The 16145-nt window shown below is 61.8% G+C and carries 13 protein-coding genes; 8 read left to right on the forward strand and 5 right to left on the reverse strand.

Annotation, left to right across the window (positions count from 1 at the left end):
* Positions 1 to 31 precede the first annotated feature (31 nt).
* Entirely contained in the window at positions 32 to 1084 is a 1053-nt protein-coding gene (gene rluB / locus PPA02S_RS16885; protein WP_028635491.1) for a 23S rRNA pseudouridine(2605) synthase RluB, read from the forward strand.
* Between the two features lie 661 nt (positions 1085 to 1745).
* Entirely contained in the window at positions 1746 to 3164 is a 1419-nt protein-coding gene (locus tag PPA02S_RS16890; protein WP_161629601.1) for an amino acid permease, read from the forward strand.
* A gap of 76 nt (positions 3165 to 3240) precedes the next feature.
* Here the strand turns inward: PPA02S_RS16890 and PPA02S_RS16895 are convergent, their stop codons facing one another.
* Positions 3241 to 4125 (reverse strand): LysR substrate-binding domain-containing protein, encoded by an 885-nt coding sequence (locus tag PPA02S_RS16895; RefSeq protein WP_028635493.1) that lies wholly within the window; start codon positions 4123 to 4125, stop codon positions 3241 to 3243.
* Positions 4126 to 4275: 150 nt separating this feature from the next.
* On the opposite strand from PPA02S_RS16895, the gene ydiJ reads away from it, so the two are divergent.
* Complete coding sequence (ydiJ, locus tag PPA02S_RS16900) at positions 4276 to 7296, forward strand: D-2-hydroxyglutarate dehydrogenase YdiJ (protein ID WP_028635494.1); 3021 nt, start codon at positions 4276 to 4278, stop codon at positions 7294 to 7296.
* An 82-nt stretch (positions 7297 to 7378) separates the two neighbouring features.
* Here the strand turns inward: ydiJ and PPA02S_RS23455 are convergent, their stop codons facing one another.
* The 3 genes from PPA02S_RS23455 to phhA all read right to left on the reverse strand — a co-directional run bounded on the left by PPA02S_RS23455 (position 7379) and on the right by phhA (position 8851).
* Positions 7379 to 7507: a hypothetical protein gene (locus PPA02S_RS23455; protein ID WP_268933268.1), complete on the reverse strand. Its 129-nt coding sequence runs from the start codon at positions 7505 to 7507 to the stop codon at positions 7379 to 7381.
* A gap of 159 nt (positions 7508 to 7666) precedes the next feature.
* On the reverse strand, positions 7667 to 8023 hold the full coding sequence (locus tag PPA02S_RS16905) for a 4a-hydroxytetrahydrobiopterin dehydratase (RefSeq protein WP_028635495.1): 357 nt from the start codon (positions 8021 to 8023) through the stop codon (positions 7667 to 7669).
* A 39-nt stretch (positions 8024 to 8062) separates the two neighbouring features.
* On the reverse strand, positions 8063 to 8851 hold the full coding sequence (gene phhA / locus PPA02S_RS16910) for a phenylalanine 4-monooxygenase (RefSeq protein WP_028635496.1): 789 nt from the start codon (positions 8849 to 8851) through the stop codon (positions 8063 to 8065).
* Positions 8852 to 9104: 253 nt separating this feature from the next.
* On the opposite strand from phhA, the gene PPA02S_RS16915 reads away from it, so the two are divergent.
* Positions 9105 to 10664: a sigma-54-dependent phenylalanine hydroxylase transcriptional regulator PhhR gene (locus PPA02S_RS16915; protein WP_028635497.1), complete on the forward strand. Its 1560-nt coding sequence runs from the start codon at positions 9105 to 9107 to the stop codon at positions 10662 to 10664.
* Positions 10665 to 10759: 95 nt separating this feature from the next.
* Here PPA02S_RS16915 and PPA02S_RS16920 read toward each other — a convergent pair whose 3' ends face one another.
* A complete protein-coding gene (locus PPA02S_RS16920; protein ID WP_028635498.1) occupies positions 10760 to 11014 on the reverse strand; it encodes a DUF2790 domain-containing protein in 255 nt (84 codons plus the stop codon).
* 395 nt (positions 11015 to 11409) lie between these two features.
* On the opposite strand from PPA02S_RS16920, the gene acs reads away from it, so the two are divergent.
* From acs to PPA02S_RS16940, 4 genes are all read left to right on the forward strand, one after another.
* Positions 11410 to 13371: an acetate--CoA ligase gene (acs, locus tag PPA02S_RS16925; RefSeq protein WP_028635499.1), complete on the forward strand. Its 1962-nt coding sequence runs from the start codon at positions 11410 to 11412 to the stop codon at positions 13369 to 13371.
* A gap of 505 nt (positions 13372 to 13876) precedes the next feature.
* Positions 13877 to 14662 carry an ABC transporter substrate-binding protein gene (locus PPA02S_RS16930; RefSeq protein ID WP_028635500.1) on the forward strand — a complete coding sequence of 262 codons (786 nt, stop codon included), beginning with the start codon at positions 13877 to 13879 and terminating at the stop codon, positions 14660 to 14662.
* An 88-nt stretch (positions 14663 to 14750) separates the two neighbouring features.
* Positions 14751 to 15440 (forward strand): ABC transporter permease, encoded by a 690-nt coding sequence (locus PPA02S_RS16935; protein WP_028635501.1) that lies wholly within the window; start codon positions 14751 to 14753, stop codon positions 15438 to 15440.
* Positions 15437 to 16135 carry an ABC transporter permease gene (locus PPA02S_RS16940; RefSeq protein WP_028635502.1) on the forward strand — a complete coding sequence of 233 codons (699 nt, stop codon included), beginning with the start codon at positions 15437 to 15439 and terminating at the stop codon, positions 16133 to 16135. Before PPA02S_RS16935 ends, PPA02S_RS16940 begins: the two co-directional genes overlap by 4 nt.
* Positions 16136 to 16145 lie beyond the last annotated feature (10 nt).

Consider the following 16145-nt stretch of genomic DNA (forward strand, 5'->3'; position numbering starts at 1 on the left):
TGTTTTCATTCCTACACCGGGAGGTGCCCAGATGAGTGAGCAAGACCTGCAACAAACCGACATTACCCCACCCGCTGGCGAGAAGCTGCAGAAAGTGCTGGCGCGCATTGGCGTGGGCTCGCGCCGTGACGTCGAGGCCTGGATCAGCCAGGGCCGCATCAAGGTCAACGGCGTTGCCGCTACCCTTGGCCAGCGTGTCGACCTGCACGATGCCATTGCCGTTGACGGCAAGCTGATCAAGCGCGAGGAAGCCGCCGAGGCGACCCGCCGGGTGATCATGTACAACAAGCCCGACGGTGAAATCTGTACCCGTGACGACCCAGAAGGTCGCCCGACAGTATTCGATCGCCTGCCGCGCCCGAAAGAGGGCCGCTGGATCAACATCGGCCGCCTCGACATCAACACCACCGGGCTGCTGCTGTTCACCACCGACGGTGAGCTGGCCAACCGCCTGATGCACCCCTCTTACGAGATGGACCGTGAATATGCGGTGCGGGTGCGTGGTGAGGTGGACGACGAGATGATCGAACGCCTGAAGGCGGGTGTGATGCTCGAAGACGGCCCGGCGAAATTCACCGACATCCAGAAGGCGCCGGGTGGTGAAGGCTTCAACCACTGGTACCACTGCGTGGTCATGGAAGGGCGTAACCGTGAGGTGCGTCGCCTGTGGGAGTCCCAGGGCATGGTGGTCAGCCGCCTGAAGCGCGTGCGTTTTGGCCCGGTGTTCCTCAATTCGGACCTGCCGATGGGCCGCTGGCGTGAAATGAGCCAGGGCGAAATCGACATCCTTGCCGCCGAAGTGGGCTTGCAGCCAGTAGCGCTGCCGACCATGAACCTCAAGGCCAAGGACAAGATGGAGCGCCTGCAGCGCAAGTCGTCCCGCCCGCTGGGCCGTGGCGAGCGCGTGCGCAGCCTGCGCCCTGCACAGGACAGTGCGCCCGAGCGCCCAGCCCGCGAAGAAACCCCGCGCAAGCCCAACCGCGGCAGTGCCGTGGCTGAGCGGCCTAGCGAAATGCGCAAGCGTACCGACAAGCCGCACGGCGACAAGCCGGCCGGCCGTGGCCGCGGCAAGCCACGCGGCTGATCGGCCTCGTTCGGCCTGTGAGATCGAGCGCCGCCAAAGCGGTGCCCGATCTCGCAAGCGCTACCGCACACAGGCAAAATCCCCGCTAGCCTCATCCCCATCACCCGAACCGCAGCAACCGTTCAGGCGACTGGCAAGTTTCCAAACCAGTCTGTAAAAAAAACTATACGCCCACCCCCAGCCTATCCCCGCATTTCAGACTTTTCGTGCCTACGTAAAGAAATATTGCCGCCGCGACGCGGTCTACTTCGCCCATACCCCGTCACCCCCCTCTTGCCCAAACCCCCGCCCCACGGTGTCATACCCCCCATTGCCACGTGCAAAAGCCCGCCACAGAGCCCGGCTGCTAAAACAACAAATGGAGGCGCCATGTACGCCGATCAGCTCGCCTTCAACGGCAAATCCCACAGGAACGCTGCGCTTTTCGCCGAAGAAAAGACGCGATGCGTTGACGCCTGCGCGTTTGCAGGGTTATACAGTGCGCCGCGTTTTACCTGTGACCCCCTTGCGTACCGCGCACTCCTGACCACACCAGGCTGATCCGCCCACGGCGGCACCTCGCTCAGGAAACCCAAGGTAATCACCTTGCCCATTCCGCTGCGCCACAAGCGCGGTGGGTCCGATTCCGTCACAGATAAAAACAATGCAGGTGACTTCGTTCATGACTGAACCCAACATGCATTCAGGCGAGCTCAAGCGGGGCCTGAAAAATCGCCACATCCAGTTGATCGCGCTCGGTGGCGCCATCGGTACGGGGCTGTTCCTGGGTTCGGCCGGGGTGATGAAATCGGCAGGCCCGTCGATGATTCTGGGCTATGCCATCTGCGGTTTCATTGCCTTCCTGATCATGCGCCAGCTTGGCGAGATGATCGTCGAAGAGCCCGTGGCAGGTTCGTTCAGCCACTTCGCCCACACTTACTGGGGCGGCTTTGCGGGCTTTCTGTCCGGTTGGAACTGCTGGGTCCTCTACATCCTGGTAGGCATGTCCGAACTGTCGGCGGTGGGCAAGTATGTGCATTACTGGTGGCCGGAGATCCCGGTCTGGGTCACGGCGGCTGCGTTCTTCGTACTGATCAACGCCATCAACCTGATGAACGTGAAGCTGTTTGGCGAGGCTGAATTCTGGTTCGCCATCATCAAGGTGGTCGCCATCGTCAGCATGATCGCGCTGGGCGCCTACCTGCTCACCAGCGGCAATGGCGGCCCGGACGCGAGCCTGACCAACCTCTGGTCCCATGGCGGCTTCTTCCCCAATGGCGTGAGCGGCCTGGTGATGGCCCTGGCTTTCATCATGTTCTCGTTCGGCGGCCTGGAAATGCTCGGCTTCACCGCTGCCGAAGCAGATAAGCCGAAAACGGTCATCCCCAAGGCGATCAACCAGGTTATCTACCGTATCCTCATCTTCTATGTGGGCGCGCTGGTGGTGTTGCTGTCGCTGACCCCGTGGGACACCCTGGTGGCGAGCATCGATGCCTCTGGTGGTAGCTACGGCAGCAGCCCATTCGTGCAGGTGTTCTCACTGCTGGGCAGCGACGTGGCCGCCAACCTGCTGAACTTCGTGGTGCTGACGGCAGCGCTGTCGGTGTACAACAGCGGCACCTACTGCAATGCCCGCATGCTGCTGGGCATGGCTGAGCAGGGCGATGCACCTGCAGCGCTGGCCAAGGTCGACAGCCGTGGGGTGCCCGTGCGGTCGATTCTGGTATCGGCAGCGGTGACGCTGATCGCCGTGCTGCTCAATTACCTGATGCCGGCCAACGCGCTGGAAATGCTCATGTCGCTGGTGGTCGCAACGCTGGTGATCAACTGGGCGATGATCAGCTATTCGCACCTCAAGTTCCGCCAGCACCTGAACCGTAGCGGCCAGCAGCCGCTGTTCAAGGCGCTGTGGTACCCCTACGGCAACTACCTGGTACTGGCGTTCGTGCTGCTTATCCTGGGCATCATGCTGCAGATTCCGGGCATCCAGAACTCGGTCTACGCGATTCCGGTATGGTTGCTGGTGATGTTCGTTTCGTACGTGGTCAAGTCACGTCGCAGTGCCAGTGCGCAGAACGCGGCAGGCGGCGTAGCGAAGTAAAGCGCCGCGGTCTGGGTAGACGAAAGCCCGAAGCCCCTGCACGGCTTCGGGTTTTTTATTGGCTGCCGCTGCCCGTTCAGATCTGCGCCAGCAACCAACCTTTGAATGCTTTGAGCGAAGGCAGCCCTTCGTTTCTGGGCGGGTAGATCAGGTAGTAGCTGCGCTCGCTGGCGAAGGCCATGCCTGGGCTGTAGAGCTCGGCTTTTGCCAGTTCATCTTCCACCAGAATGCGCGGCACCAGGCCGATGCCGATGCCGGCCCTTACCGCCTGGATCAGGTGCGACGTCAATTCGAAGCTTGGCCCCAGGCGCATGGCCCGGTGCGGCAGGCCGTGGTGCGAAAACCATTCGCCCCAGGCATGGGGGTTGTTGGCCACGTTCAACAGCACCTGTTCGCTGATGCGCGCGGGCGGCCAGCCCTGGCGATCTGTGGCCGCCTGCGGGGGCAGGATGACCACCAGTTGCTCTGCATGCAGGCGGTGGCAGACCAGCCCAGGCAGGTCATGGGTGGCTACACCGATGGCCGCATCGATTTCGCTGGTGTCGAAGTCGATGGCTTCGATGCGTGAATGAATGTGCACCAGCATGCCAGGGTGCGCCTGGTAGAACGCGTGCAGGCGCGGCAGCAGCCATTTGGAGCCGAACGTGGGAAGGGTGGCCAGGCGCAGGGTGCCTACCCCGGACTGGTAGGCCAGCGCTTGCAAGGTCGCGCTGCGGATGCGCCCCAAGGCCTCGCTGAGTTCGCGTTGATAAAGGCGCCCCACATCGGTCAGCTGGACCTGGCGCCCCTCGCGGCGGAACAAGGTCAGCCCAAGCTGCTGCTCCAGTGCCTGCACCTGGCGGCTTACGGCACTTTGCGTCAGCGACAGCTCTGCGGCGGCGCGGGTGTAGCTCTGGTGCCGCGCTGCCGCCTCGAAGGCCAGCAGCAGCGACATGGAAGGGGTCAGGTGGCGGTAATTCATTCATCAAAGTCATTAATAGCGGCAGGATTATCCGTTTGCCCCTTAGGCAAAACTACAGGAACATGGCCCCCTACGTCATCAGGCCAGCACCGACCCATGCCGGCACGACACTGATCCCGCGAACCGCCATTATTCCGAGGCCATCCATCGATGATCGCCCAGTTGCAAACCGTTGCCCCCACCGCCGATTACCCTGCATTCCTCCAGGCCCTGCGCGACAGCGGCTTTCGTGGCGAGATAAGCGCCGACTATGGCACCCGCACGGTGCTGGCCACCGACAACTCCATCTACCAGCGCCTGCCCCAGGCGGCGGTGTTCCCGCTGGATGCCGATGATGTGGCACGTGTGGCCACCTTGATGGATGAGGCGCGTTTTCAGGCGGTGAAGCTGACCCCGCGTGGCGGCGGTACCGGTACCAATGGCCAGTCGTTGACCGACGGTATCGTGGTCGACCTGTCCCGGCACATGAACCGCATCCTCGAGATCAACGTGCAGGAGCGCTGGGTGCGGGTGCAGGCCGGTACGGTGAAGGACCAGCTCAATGCGGCCCTGAAACCCCACGGGTTGTTCTTTGCCCCTGAGCTGTCCACCTCCAACCGCGCCACCGTCGGCGGCATGATCAACACCGACGCCAGCGGCCAGGGCAGTTGCACATACGGTAAAACCCGCGATCACGTGCTGGAGCTGCACAGCGTGCTGCTGGGTGGTGAGCACCTGCACAGCCAGCCGATCGACGACGCTGCGTTGCAGGCGGCGTGTGAGGCGCCGGGGCGTGTGGGCGAGGTGTATCGCATGGCCCGCGAGATTTACGACACCCAGGCCGAACGTATCCAGGCCACCTTCCCTAAGCTCAACCGCTGCCTGACCGGCTACGACCTGGCACACCTGCGCGACGAGCACGGCCGCTTCAACCTCAACAGCGTGCTGTGCGGTGCCGAGGGTTCGCTGGGCTACGTGGTCGAGGCCAAGCTGAATGTGCTGCCGATTCCCAAATACGCGGTGCTGGTGAACGTGCGTTACGGCAGCTTCATGGATGCCCTGCGCGATGCCAACGCGCTGATGGCCCACCGGCCCCTGTCGATCGAGACAGTCGATTCCAAGGTGCTGATGCTGGCGATGAAGGACATCGTCTGGCACAGCGTTGCCGAGTACTTCCCGGCCGACCCCGAGCGCCCGACCCTGGGCATCAACCTGGTGGAGTTCTGCGGCGACGACCCTGCCGAAGTCAACAGCAAGGTGCAGGCGTTCATCGAGCACCTGCGCAACGACACCGGTGTCGAGCGCCTGGGCCACACCCTGGCCGAAGGCGCCGAGGCGGTGACCCGGGTCTACACCATGCGCAAGCGTTCTGTGGGTTTGCTGGGCAACGTGGAGGGTGAAGTGCGCCCGCAACCCTTCGTGGAAGACACTGCGGTGCCACCCGAGCAACTGGCCGATTACATCGCCGACTTCCGCGCGTTGCTCGATGGGTATGGCCTGGCCTACGGCATGTTCGGGCATGTGGATGCCGGGGTGCTGCACGTGCGCCCGGCGCTGGACATGAAAGACCCGGCTCAGGCCGCGTTGGTCAAGCCCATCTCCGACGCCGTCGCGGCACTGACCCGCCGTTATGGCGGCCTGCTTTGGGGTGAGCATGGCAAAGGCTTGCGTTCGGAATACGTCCCTGAATACTTCGGCGAACTCTACCCGTCGCTGCAGCGGCTGAAGGCAGCGTTCGATCCCCATAACCAGCTCAACCCGGGCAAAATCTGCACCCCTCCCGGCAGTAGCGAGGGGTTGACCCGGGTCGATGGCGTGACCCTGCGCGGTGACCTTGACCGTACCATCGACGAGCGGGTCTGGCAGAGCTTCGGCAGTGCGGTGCACTGCAACGGCAACGGTGCCTGCTACAACTATGACCCCAACGACGCCATGTGCCCGTCGTGGAAGGCCACCCGTGAACGCCGGCATTCGCCCAAAGGCCGCGCTTCGCTGATGCGCGAATGGCTGCGCCTGCAGGGCGATGCCGGTATAGACGTGCTGGCCAGCGCGCGTGGCCAGGTGGCCTGGCTTAAAGGCCTGCCGGCGCGCCTGCGCAACAATCGCGCCCGCCAGCAGGGGGAGGGCGACTTTTCCCATGAAGTGTACGACGCCATGGCCGGTTGCCTGGCGTGCAAATCCTGCGCAGGGCAATGCCCGATCAAGGTCAATGTGCCGGACTTCCGTTCGCGCTTCCTCGAGCTGTACCACGGGCGTTATCAGCGGCCCCTGCGTGACTACCTGATCGGTTCGTTGGAGTTCACCATCCCCTACCTGGCCCATGCGCCAGGGCTGTACAACGCGCTGATGGGGTCGAGGTGGGTCAGCCGCCTGTTGGCCGACAAGGTAGGCATGGTCGACAGCCCGCTGATCAGCCGCTTCAACTTCCAGGCCACCCTGACCCGCTGCCGCGTGGGTGTGGCTACGGTGCCGGCGCTGCGCGAGCTGACCCCGGCCCAGCGCGAGCGCAGCATCGTGCTGGTACAGGATGCGTTCACCCGCTACTTCGAGACACCGTTGCTGTCGGCCTTCATCGACCTGGCGCACCGTTTGGGCCACCGTGTGTTCCTGGCGCCCTACAGTGCCAATGGCAAGCCTTTGCATGTGCAGGGCTTCCTGGGGGCATTTGCCAAGGCGGCCATCCGCAATGCTACCCAACTGCAAGCGCTGGCTGATTGCGGGGTGCCGCTGGTGGGCCTGGACCCGGCCATGACCTTGGTGTACCGCCAAGAGTATCAGAAAGTGCCTGGCCTGCAGGGTTGCCCGGCGGTGCTGCTACCCCAGGAATGGCTGCTCAATGCTCTGCCAGAGCAGGCGACCGGCGCCACGGCCAGCTTCCGCCTGATGGCGCACTGCACCGAAAAAACCAATGCGCCCGCCAGCACCCGGCAGTGGGAGCAGGTATTCCAGCGTCTGGGTTTGAAGCTGGTGACCGAAGCTACCGGCTGTTGCGGCATGTCGGGCACGTATGGCCATGAGGCTCGCAACCAGCACACCTCGAAAACCATTTTCGAGCAGTCCTGGGCAACCAAGCTGGACAAGGAAGGGGAGCCGTTGGCAACGGGCTATTCGTGCCGCAGCCAGGTCAAGCGCATGACCGAGCGGCAGATGCGTCACCCATTGGAAGTGGTGTTGCAGTACGCCCGGGGTTGAGCCCCAGGTGTGGGGAGTGTGAAAACGTGATGACGGGGGTAGCCCGCAGGTCAGCCGTTTTCACACTGTCGGCGCGCGAGTTCTAGTCCTGTTCGGCGCTGGGTTGATCGTCACCCTCCTGCTCGCGTGCAGGTGCCGGCTCGGCGTGGGCGGTAACGGTGGGCTCTTCGGGGTTCAGGCTTGGGAAGGGAAAGTTCGGGATTTCATGCATCTCGTCGTTCCTCGCAAGTGTGAGTGAAAAGGCTGCGCCAGGCGCGTGTAAGGCTTCACAAAGCTGAGGCAGGATACACAAGTCTGGATGACAGTTTCGATTTTTCCCGTTCGCCGGTTGCTATAGCGGGCGGATACCGGACGGATCCGCCCGCCGCTATCACTTGCGGCCTTCGGCACCCTCGGCGACCTTGTCGGTGCGCGCGCACATGATGAAGTCGTTGCGGTGCAGGCCTTTGATCGAATGGCTCCACCAAGTCACCGTCACCTTGCCCCACTCGGTCAGCAGCCCGGGGTGGTGGCCTTCGGCCTCGGCGATTTCGCCGACCGCGTTGGTGAAAGCCAGGGCATGTTTGAAGTTCTTGAACAGGAACACACGCTCCAGTTCCATATGGCCGTCGCGAACTTCAATGTTCCAGTCCGGAATTTCGCGGATCAGTTCGGCCAGTTCCTGCTCGGTGACCTTTGGCGCATCGGCCCGGCAGGCTTCGCAGTGGGCTTGGTTCAAGGCGTTCATAGGGTGTTTTCCAGTTCGAGTTGTTATCGGCAGGGCGGCTCAGGCAGCCGCCTTGGGCGGAAACTTCGGGGCGTGCAGGCCCAGCTGCGAAGCTTGCCGGACCATGCCCATGATGTCTTCGTGGGCCAGGTCAAACAGCCGCTTCATGTTCGGCAGCACGAAGTACAGCGGCTGCAGAATGTCGATACGGTAGGGCGTGCGCATGGCTTCGATCGGGTCGAAGGCCTGGTGTTCCGGTTCGCCCGACAGGCTATACACGGTTTCCTTGGGTGACGAGAGAATACCGCCGCCGTAGATCTTGCGGCCCTGCGGAGTCTCCATCAGGCCGAATTCGATGGTCATCCAGTACAGCCTCGCCAGGAACACCCGCTGCTCCTTGCTCGCGGCCAACCCCAGCTTGCCATAGGTGTGGGTGAACTCGGCGAACCAGGGGTTGGTGAGCAACGGGCAGTGGCCGAAAATTTCGTGGAAGATGTCGGGTTCTTGCAGGTAATCCAGTTCTTCAGCGGTGCGGATGAACGTGGCCACAGGGAAACGCTTGCTGGCCAGCAGTTCAAAGAAGGTCTGGAAGGGAATCAGGGCAGGTACGCGGGCCACCTGCCAGCCGGTGGTGGCACCGAGCACCTTGTTGATTTCACCCAATTGTGGAATGCGGTCATGGGGCAGACCCAGCAGATCGATGCCGTCCAGGTACTCCTGGCAGGCGCGGCCTTCGATGACCTTCAGTTGGCGGGTGATCAGGGTATTCCACACCGCATGATCTTGCTGCGGGTAATCGATAAACCCCTGCGCATCGGGCTCTCTTGCCACGTACTGCGTGTGCTTCATGGGTGTCTCCTGGTGAACGCTGTTCTTGTTGTGTTCAGGACATGCATCAGGAATAGCGCTTCCAGGCGGCGGTTGCACTGGGTGATGCGCACAGCATGAGGGTAATGAGCGTGCGTTTCGTAACGATTATTTTACAAATCGGCCTGGCCGTTGGAAAATCCGCTGCATACAGGCGGTGAATAGTCTGATCTTGGAAATTTAACTTTACACATTTTCACAGGCTGGATGATAAACATCGGGTCTTGGAGCGCGCATGCGTATCAAAGTGCATTGTCAGAACCGCATAGGCATCCTGCGGGACATCCTCAACCTGTTGGTGGAATACGGTATCAACGTGCTGCGCGGCGAGGTGGGGGGTGACCACGGCAATGCCATCTACCTGCATTGCCCCAACTTGATCAATTTGCAGTTCCAGGCGTTACGGCCCAAGTTCGAGGCCATTGCCGGGGTGTTCGGGGTCAAGCGAGTGGGGTTGATGCCCAGCGAGCGGCGGCACATGGAGCTCAATGCCTTGCTCGGGGCGTTGGAGTTTCCGGTACTGTCCGTAGACATGGCGGGTAGCATCGTCGCCGCCAACCGGGCTGCGGCGCAGTTGCTGGGGGTGCGGGTAGACGAGGTGCCCGGCATGCCGCTGGCGCGTTACGTGGAGGACTTCGACCTGCCGGAGTTGGTGCGGGCCAACAAGTCGCGTATCAACGGGCTGCGGGTCCAGGTGAAAGGGGGGGTGTTCCTGGCGGATATCGCACCGCTTCAATCCGAGCACGATGACAGCGAGGCCCTGGCGGGTGCGGTGCTGACACTGCACCGCGCCGATCGTATCGGCGAGCGCATCTACAATGTGCGCAAGCAGGAGTTGCGCGGCTTCGACAGCATCTTCCAGAGTTCGCGGGTGATGGCCGCCGTTGTCCGTGAAGCGCGGCGCATGGCGCCGCTGGATGCGCCGTTGCTGATCGAAGGCGAGACGGGTACGGGTAAAGAGCTGCTGGCCCGCGCCTGTCACCTGGCCAGCCCCCGTGGCCAGTCGCCGCTGATGGCCCTCAACTGCGCCGGGTTGCCGGAATCCATGGCTGAAACCGAGCTGTTTGGTTATGGCCCCGGGGCATTCGAGGGCGCCCGTGCGGAGGGCAAGCTGGGGCTGCTGGAACTGACCGCTGGCGGTACGTTGTTCCTCGATGGGGTAGGGGAGATGAGCCCGCGGCTGCAGGTGAAGCTGCTGCGCTTCTTGCAGGACGGCTGCTTCCGAAGGGTGGGTAGCGACGAAGAGGTGTACCTGGATGTGCGGGTGATCTGCGCCACCCAGGTTGACCTGTCCGAACTCTGTGCGCGGGGTGAATTCCGCCAGGACCTGTACCACCGCCTCAATGTGCTGTCCCTGCATATTCCGCCCCTGCGTGAATGCATGGATGGCCTGGACGGGCTGGTGGAGCATTTTCTCGACCAGGCCAGCCGGCAGATTGGTTGCCCCCTGCCACGGCTGGCCGCCGCTGCACGGGAAAAACTGGCCGCCTATAACTGGCCGGGTAATGTACGGCAACTGGAAAACGTAGTGTTCCAGGCGGTTTCTTTATCGGAAGGAGGCGTGGTGAAAAGTGAGCATGTGCGCCTGCCTGATTATGGCGTCCGTCAACCGTTGGGGGATTTTTCGCTGGAGGGTGATCTTTCCGCGATTGTGGGGCGTTTTGAAAAGGCCGTGTTGGAAAGTTTGATGGGGGAGTTCAAGAGCAGTCGCGCATTGGGCAAGCGGCTAGGCGTATCGCATACTACGATTGCCAACAAGTTGCGGGATTATCATCTCGGCAAGTCGCTGGAATAAACTTATTAATGATGACGCGTTAGGCAGTTATATAGGCTCCCTGTGGCGGCGGGTATCACCGCGAAGGGGCCCCGCAGGGCCCCGTTCACACGGTATCACCCATTCGAGCAACCACCGCCCATGACGCGGTATTCAAGGATGTGTCGCTGGCCCTGCGAGTCTTCGTAGGTCATGCGCGCCGGTACTACTTCGCAGACATTGGGTACTTCGCTCAGGGAAATGACGTGGGCGATGTCCAGGTGCTGCGAGTAGCTGTACTGTTCGACCGGAATCTGCTCGGCAACCTTGACGTCGTCGGCCATTGCCGCACCGCACAAGCTGCCAAGTACCAATACCAGTAACGCTTTCATTTTTCGTTTACCTATATAAGGCCGTGAGGGGGCGCACGCGGCACACTGGGCGCCGCGACTGCAGTTGTTGCAATCAGTTACTTTAATAAGAAGATTAACGGTTGCCTGTGTGGGGGCGGGTGTCAGTCGTTAATCCATGTGCCGTTGTTGGCGAGGTGAATTCTAGGGCGGCGGTTCAACTTGAAACAGTGGCGCTTTTGATAAAGTGTTTTGGCAGAATTGGTAACAATCTTGTGGTCCGCCTGGGGCGTGCAATGCCGAGCGGTGAAGGCATGGCCTGCGCAGTTTCCAGCGACCTGCCGGGGAAATTACTACCAACGTCGAATGGCCTTTATCGCTCTGGTACAGTTACAACGGTCCCATACAAAAACAACTATTACACCGAGGTAAACAAGATGAGTGCGGCTCCACTGTATCCCGTTCGTCCCGAGATCGCGGCCACCACCCTGACCGACGAGGCCACCTACAAGGCCATGTACCAGCAATCGGTGATCAACCCGGACGGCTTCTGGCGTGAGCAGGCCCAGCGTCTGGACTGGATCAAGCCGTTCACCAAGGTCAAGCAGACCTCGTTCGACGACCACCATGTGGACATCAAGTGGTTCGCCGACGGCACTCTGAACGTTTCCTCCAACTGCCTCGACCGCCACCTCGAAGAGCGCGGTGACCAGCTGGCCATCATCTGGGAGGGCGACGACCCTTCCGAGCACCGCAACATCACCTACCGCGAGCTGCACGAGCAGGTCTGCAAGTTCGCCAACGCCCTGCGCGGGCAGGATGTGCACCGCGGTGATGTGGTCACCATCTACATGCCGATGATCCCCGAGGCCGTGGTGGCCATGCTGGCTTGTGCCCGCATCGGCGCGATCCACTCGGTGGTATTCGGTGGTTTCTCCCCCGAGGCCCTGGCCGGGCGCATCATCGATTGCAAGTCCAAGGTGGTGATCACTGCCGACGAGGGTGTGCGCGGTGGCCGCCGTACGCCGCTCAAGGGCAATGTCGACCTGGCGTTGACCAACCCGGAAACCAGCAGTGTGCAGAAGATCATCGTGTGCAAGCGCACCGGTGGCGACATCGCCTGGCACCAGCATCGCGACATCTGGTACGAAGACCTGATGAAAGTGGCCTCCAGCCACTGCGCACCGAAAGAAATGGGCGCCGAAGAAGCGCTGTTCATCCTCTACACATCCGGCTCCACCGGTAAACCCAAGGGCGTACTGCACACCACCGGGGGTTACCTGGTGTACGCGGCGCTCACCCATGAGCGCGTGTTCGACTACCGCCCGGGCGAGGTGTACTGGTGCACAGCCGACGTGGGTTGGGTGACTGGCCACAGCTACATCGTCTACGGCCCGCTGGCCAACGGGGCGACCACGCTGCTGTTCGAAGGCGTGCCGAACTACCCGGACATCACCCGCGTGTCGAAAATCGTCGACAAGCACAAGGTCAACATCCTGTACACCGCACCCACTGCCATCCGCGCGATGATGGCCGAGGGGCAGGCAGCGGTAGACGGCGCCGACGGCTCCAGCCTGCGCCTGCTGGGTTCGGTGGGTGAGCCGATCAACCCCGAAGCCTGGAACTGGTACTACAAGACCGTGGGCAAGGAGCGCTGCCCGATCGTCGACACCTGGTGGCAGACCGAAACCGGGGGCATCCTGATCAGCCCGCTGCCAGGTGCCACGGCCCTCAAGCCAGGCTCGGCCACCCGGCCGTTCTTTGGTGTGGTGCCGGCTTTGGTGGATAACCTGGGCAACCTGATCGAGGGGGCCGCCGAGGGCAACCTGGTCATCCTCGACTCCTGGCCGGGCCAGTCGCGGTCGCTGTATGGTGACCACGACCGCTTCGTCGATACCTACTTCAAGACCTTCCGCGGCATGTACTTCACCGGCGACGGCGCGCGCCGCGACGAGGACGGCTACTTCTGGATCACCGGCCGTGTGGATGACGTGCTCAACGTGTCCGGCCACCGCATGGGCACCGCCGAGATCGAGAGCGCCATGGTGGCCCATGCCAAAGTGGCTGAAGCCGCCGTGGTGGGTGTGCCGCACGACATCAAGGGCCAGGGCATCTATGTCTACGTCACCCTCAATGCCGGCATTGAGCCTACCGAGCAATTGCGCCTGGAACTGAAGAACTGGGTGCGCAAGGAGATTGGCCCGATCGCTTCGCCAGACGTCATTCAGTGGGCCCCGGGCCTGCCAAAAACCCGGTCGGGCAAGATCATGCGCCGCATCCTGCGCAAGATCGCCACGGGGGAGTACGATGCGTTGGGTGATATCTCGACCCTGGCAGACCCTGGGGTGGTGCAGCACCTGATCGACACCCACAAGGCGATGAACCTGGCGACTGCCTGAGCCGGCCATCGCCGGCAAGCCGGTGGTTAGTGGCCCCCTGCAAACCCCGCCCGAACATTCGGCGGGGTTTTTGCTTTATTGTTACCCGACATTCATCGGTAACCCGATCTGTCACCGCCGCGCACCACACCGGGGCGCCAGGAAACACTCCGTGCCCATTCCTGGGCATTTTCAAAGCGTTGGGCAGCTGGCGAAACGCCGGACTTGCCGTACTACAAGGCTTTGCCAATAATAGGCCCGGGAATTGCTAGACTCGTAGGTTCTATATTCTTGCGCTTTTGCATATTTTGCATAGGCTGTCAACATCGCCCGCAGTGGTTTCAAGCGCTTCTGTAAGTAGTTGTCGCTTTGAAGAAATATCGACTACCGGGCTGTCGTTAAAATGCCACTCACTCGCTCGTGGTCTGCGACCTTGGTCGAACCCTGCGCGGCTCGCGTTGTACCCATTCGCATATCGGGCAGCCGTTACCTGCCTTGTATTGCCCCGTACCGATGGAGTTACCTGATGAAGAAGCTCGCACTGCTTGGCGCCCTGGCGCTGTCTGTGTTTTCCCTGGTGTCGCAGGCCGATGAAAAACCGCTGAAAATCGGCATCGAAGCCGCTTACCCTCCGTTCGCCTTCAAGCAGCCCGACGGCAGCATCGCCGGTTTCGACTACGACATCGGCAATGCCCTGTGCGAAGAAATGAAGGCCAAGTGCACGTGGGTCGAGCAGGAATTCGACGGCCTGATCCCCGCCCTGAAGGTGCGCAAGATCGACGCCATCCTGTCGTCCATGTCCATCACCGACGACCGCAAGAAGTCGGTTGACTTCACCAACCGTTACTACCTCACACCCGCGCGCCTGGTGATGAAGGAAGGCTCCACCGTCAGCGACAGCCTGGATGAACTCAAGGGCAAGAAGATCGGCGTGCAGCGCGGCTCGATCCACGACCGCTTCGCCAAGGAAGTGCTCGCACCCAAAGGCGCTACCGTTGTGCCTTACGGCACCCAGAACGAAATCTACCTGGATGTGGCGGCAGGCCGCCTGGACGGCACCGTGGCCGATGCCACCCTGCTGGAAGATGGCTTCCTGAAAACCGATGCGGGCAAGGGCTTTGCCTTCGTCGGCCCATCGTTCACCGACGTGAAGTACTTCGGTGACGGCGTCGGCATCGCCGTGCGCAAAGGGGACAAGGAAAACCTCGACCGCATCAACGCGGCCATCGCCGCCATCCGTGCCAACGGCAAGTACAAAGAGATCGAGAAGAAGTACTTCAACTTCGACATCTACGGCCCGGAAACCAACTAAGGCTTCGGGCAACCCCTGTGCAATGGTGCAAACAGCAGAGGTTCTGAGGTTTGCACCATTTTTCATTCTCTAGGTCGAGGACCACAACATGTTGAAAGGCTACGGGGCAGTCATCCTCGACGGGGCGTGGCTGACGCTACAGCTCGCCCTGTCGTCGATGGCCCTGGCCATCGTGCTCGGCCTGATCGGCGTGGCGCTGCGCTTGTCGCCCGTGCGCTGGCTGGCATGGCTGGGCGACCTGTATTCCACGGTGGTGCGCGGCATCCCGGACCTGGTGCTGATCCTGCTGATCTTCTATGGCGGGCAAGACATCATCAACCGCGTTGCGCCGCTGGTTGGCTACGATGACTACATCGACCTGAACCCGCTGCTGGCGGGTATCGGTACCCTGGGCTTCATCTTTGGCGCCTACCTGTCGGAAACCTTCCGTGGTGCGTTTCTGGGTATTCCCAAAGGGCAGGCCGAGGCGGGCGTTGCCTATGGCATGAGCGCCCGTCAGGTGTTCTTCCGTATCCAGGTGCCGCAGATGATCCGGCTGGCGATCCCGGGCTTTACCAACAACTGGCTGGTACTGACCAAGGCCACTGCACTGATCTCGGTGGTGGGCCTGCAGGACATGATGTTCAAGGCCAAGCAGGCGGCCGACGCCACGCGTGAGCCGTTCACCTTTTTCCTGGCGGTGGCCGCGCTGTACCTGGTGCTGACCAGTGTGTCGCTGCTGGCGCTGAAGTATCTGGAGCGCCGCTACTCGGTGGGCGTGAAGGTGGCTGAACTATGATCTTCGACTACAACGTGGTCTGGGACGCTTTGCCGATGTATATCGACGGCCTGCTGACCACGCTCAAGCTGCTGGCCATCTCCCTGTTCTTCGGCTTGCTGGCGGCCATTCCGCTGGGGTTGATGCGGGTGTCCAAGCAACCGGTGGTGAACCTCACCGCCTGGCTCTATACCTACGTGATCCGTGGCACACCGATGCTGGTGCAGCTGTTTCTGATCTACTACGGCCTGGCCCAGTTCGAAGCCGTGCGCCAAAGCGTGTTCTGGCCGTTGCTGTCCAGCGCCACGTTCTGTGCGTGCCTGGCCTTCGCCATCAACACCAGTGCCTACACCGCCGAAATCATCGCTGGCAGCCTGAAGGCCACGCCCCATGGCGAGATCGAAGCGGCCAAGGCCATGGGCATGTCGCGCATGAAGATGTACCGCCGCATCCTGTTGCCGTCCGCCCTGCGCCGTGCACTGCCGCAGTACAGCAACGAAGTGATCATGATGCTGCAGACCACCAGCCTGGCGTCGATCGTTACCCTGATCGACATCACCGGCGCTGCGCGTACGGTCAACGCTCAGTACTACCTGCCCTTCGAGGCCTATATCACGGCGGGCGTGTTCTACCTGTGCCTGACCTTCATCCTGGTGCGCCTGTTCAAGATGGCCGAACGCCGCTGGCTCGGCTACCTGGCGCCGCGCAAGCACTGACCGCTTTGTG

The organism is Pseudomonas parafulva NBRC 16636 = DSM 17004 (assembly GCF_000730645.1).
Classification (GTDB): domain Bacteria; phylum Pseudomonadota; class Gammaproteobacteria; order Pseudomonadales; family Pseudomonadaceae; genus Aquipseudomonas; species Aquipseudomonas parafulva.

Excerpts from the sequence above, each read along its gene's own strand:
- PPA02S_RS23455 (WP_268933268.1), bottom strand. The coding sequence starts at position 7,507 with ATGCATGAAATCCCGAACTTTCCCTTCCCAAGCCTGAACCCCGAAGAG.
- PPA02S_RS16935 (WP_028635501.1), top strand. The coding sequence starts at position 14,751 with ATGTTGAAAGGCTACGGGGCAGTCATCCTCGACGGGGCGTGGCTGACG.
- PPA02S_RS16895 (WP_028635493.1), bottom strand. The coding sequence starts at position 4,125 with ATGAATTACCGCCACCTGACCCCTTCCATGTCGCTGCTGCTGGCCTTC.
- acs (WP_028635499.1), top strand. The coding sequence starts at position 11,410 with ATGAGTGCGGCTCCACTGTATCCCGTTCGTCCCGAGATCGCGGCCACC.
- ydiJ (WP_028635494.1), top strand. The coding sequence starts at position 4,276 with ATGATCGCCCAGTTGCAAACCGTTGCCCCCACCGCCGATTACCCTGCA.
- PPA02S_RS16920 (WP_028635498.1), bottom strand. The coding sequence starts at position 11,014 with ATGAAAGCGTTACTGGTATTGGTACTTGGCAGCTTGTGCGGTGCGGCA.
- rluB (WP_028635491.1), top strand. The coding sequence starts at position 32 with ATGAGTGAGCAAGACCTGCAACAAACCGACATTACCCCACCCGCTGGC.
- PPA02S_RS16915 (WP_028635497.1), top strand. The coding sequence starts at position 9,105 with ATGCGTATCAAAGTGCATTGTCAGAACCGCATAGGCATCCTGCGGGAC.
- PPA02S_RS16940 (WP_028635502.1), top strand. The coding sequence starts at position 15,437 with ATGATCTTCGACTACAACGTGGTCTGGGACGCTTTGCCGATGTATATC.
- phhA (WP_028635496.1), bottom strand. The coding sequence starts at position 8,851 with ATGAAGCACACGCAGTACGTGGCAAGAGAGCCCGATGCGCAGGGGTTT.
- PPA02S_RS16930 (WP_028635500.1), top strand. The coding sequence starts at position 13,877 with ATGAAGAAGCTCGCACTGCTTGGCGCCCTGGCGCTGTCTGTGTTTTCC.
- PPA02S_RS16890 (WP_161629601.1), top strand. The coding sequence starts at position 1,746 with ATGACTGAACCCAACATGCATTCAGGCGAGCTCAAGCGGGGCCTGAAA.
- PPA02S_RS16905 (WP_028635495.1), bottom strand. The coding sequence starts at position 8,023 with ATGAACGCCTTGAACCAAGCCCACTGCGAAGCCTGCCGGGCCGATGCG.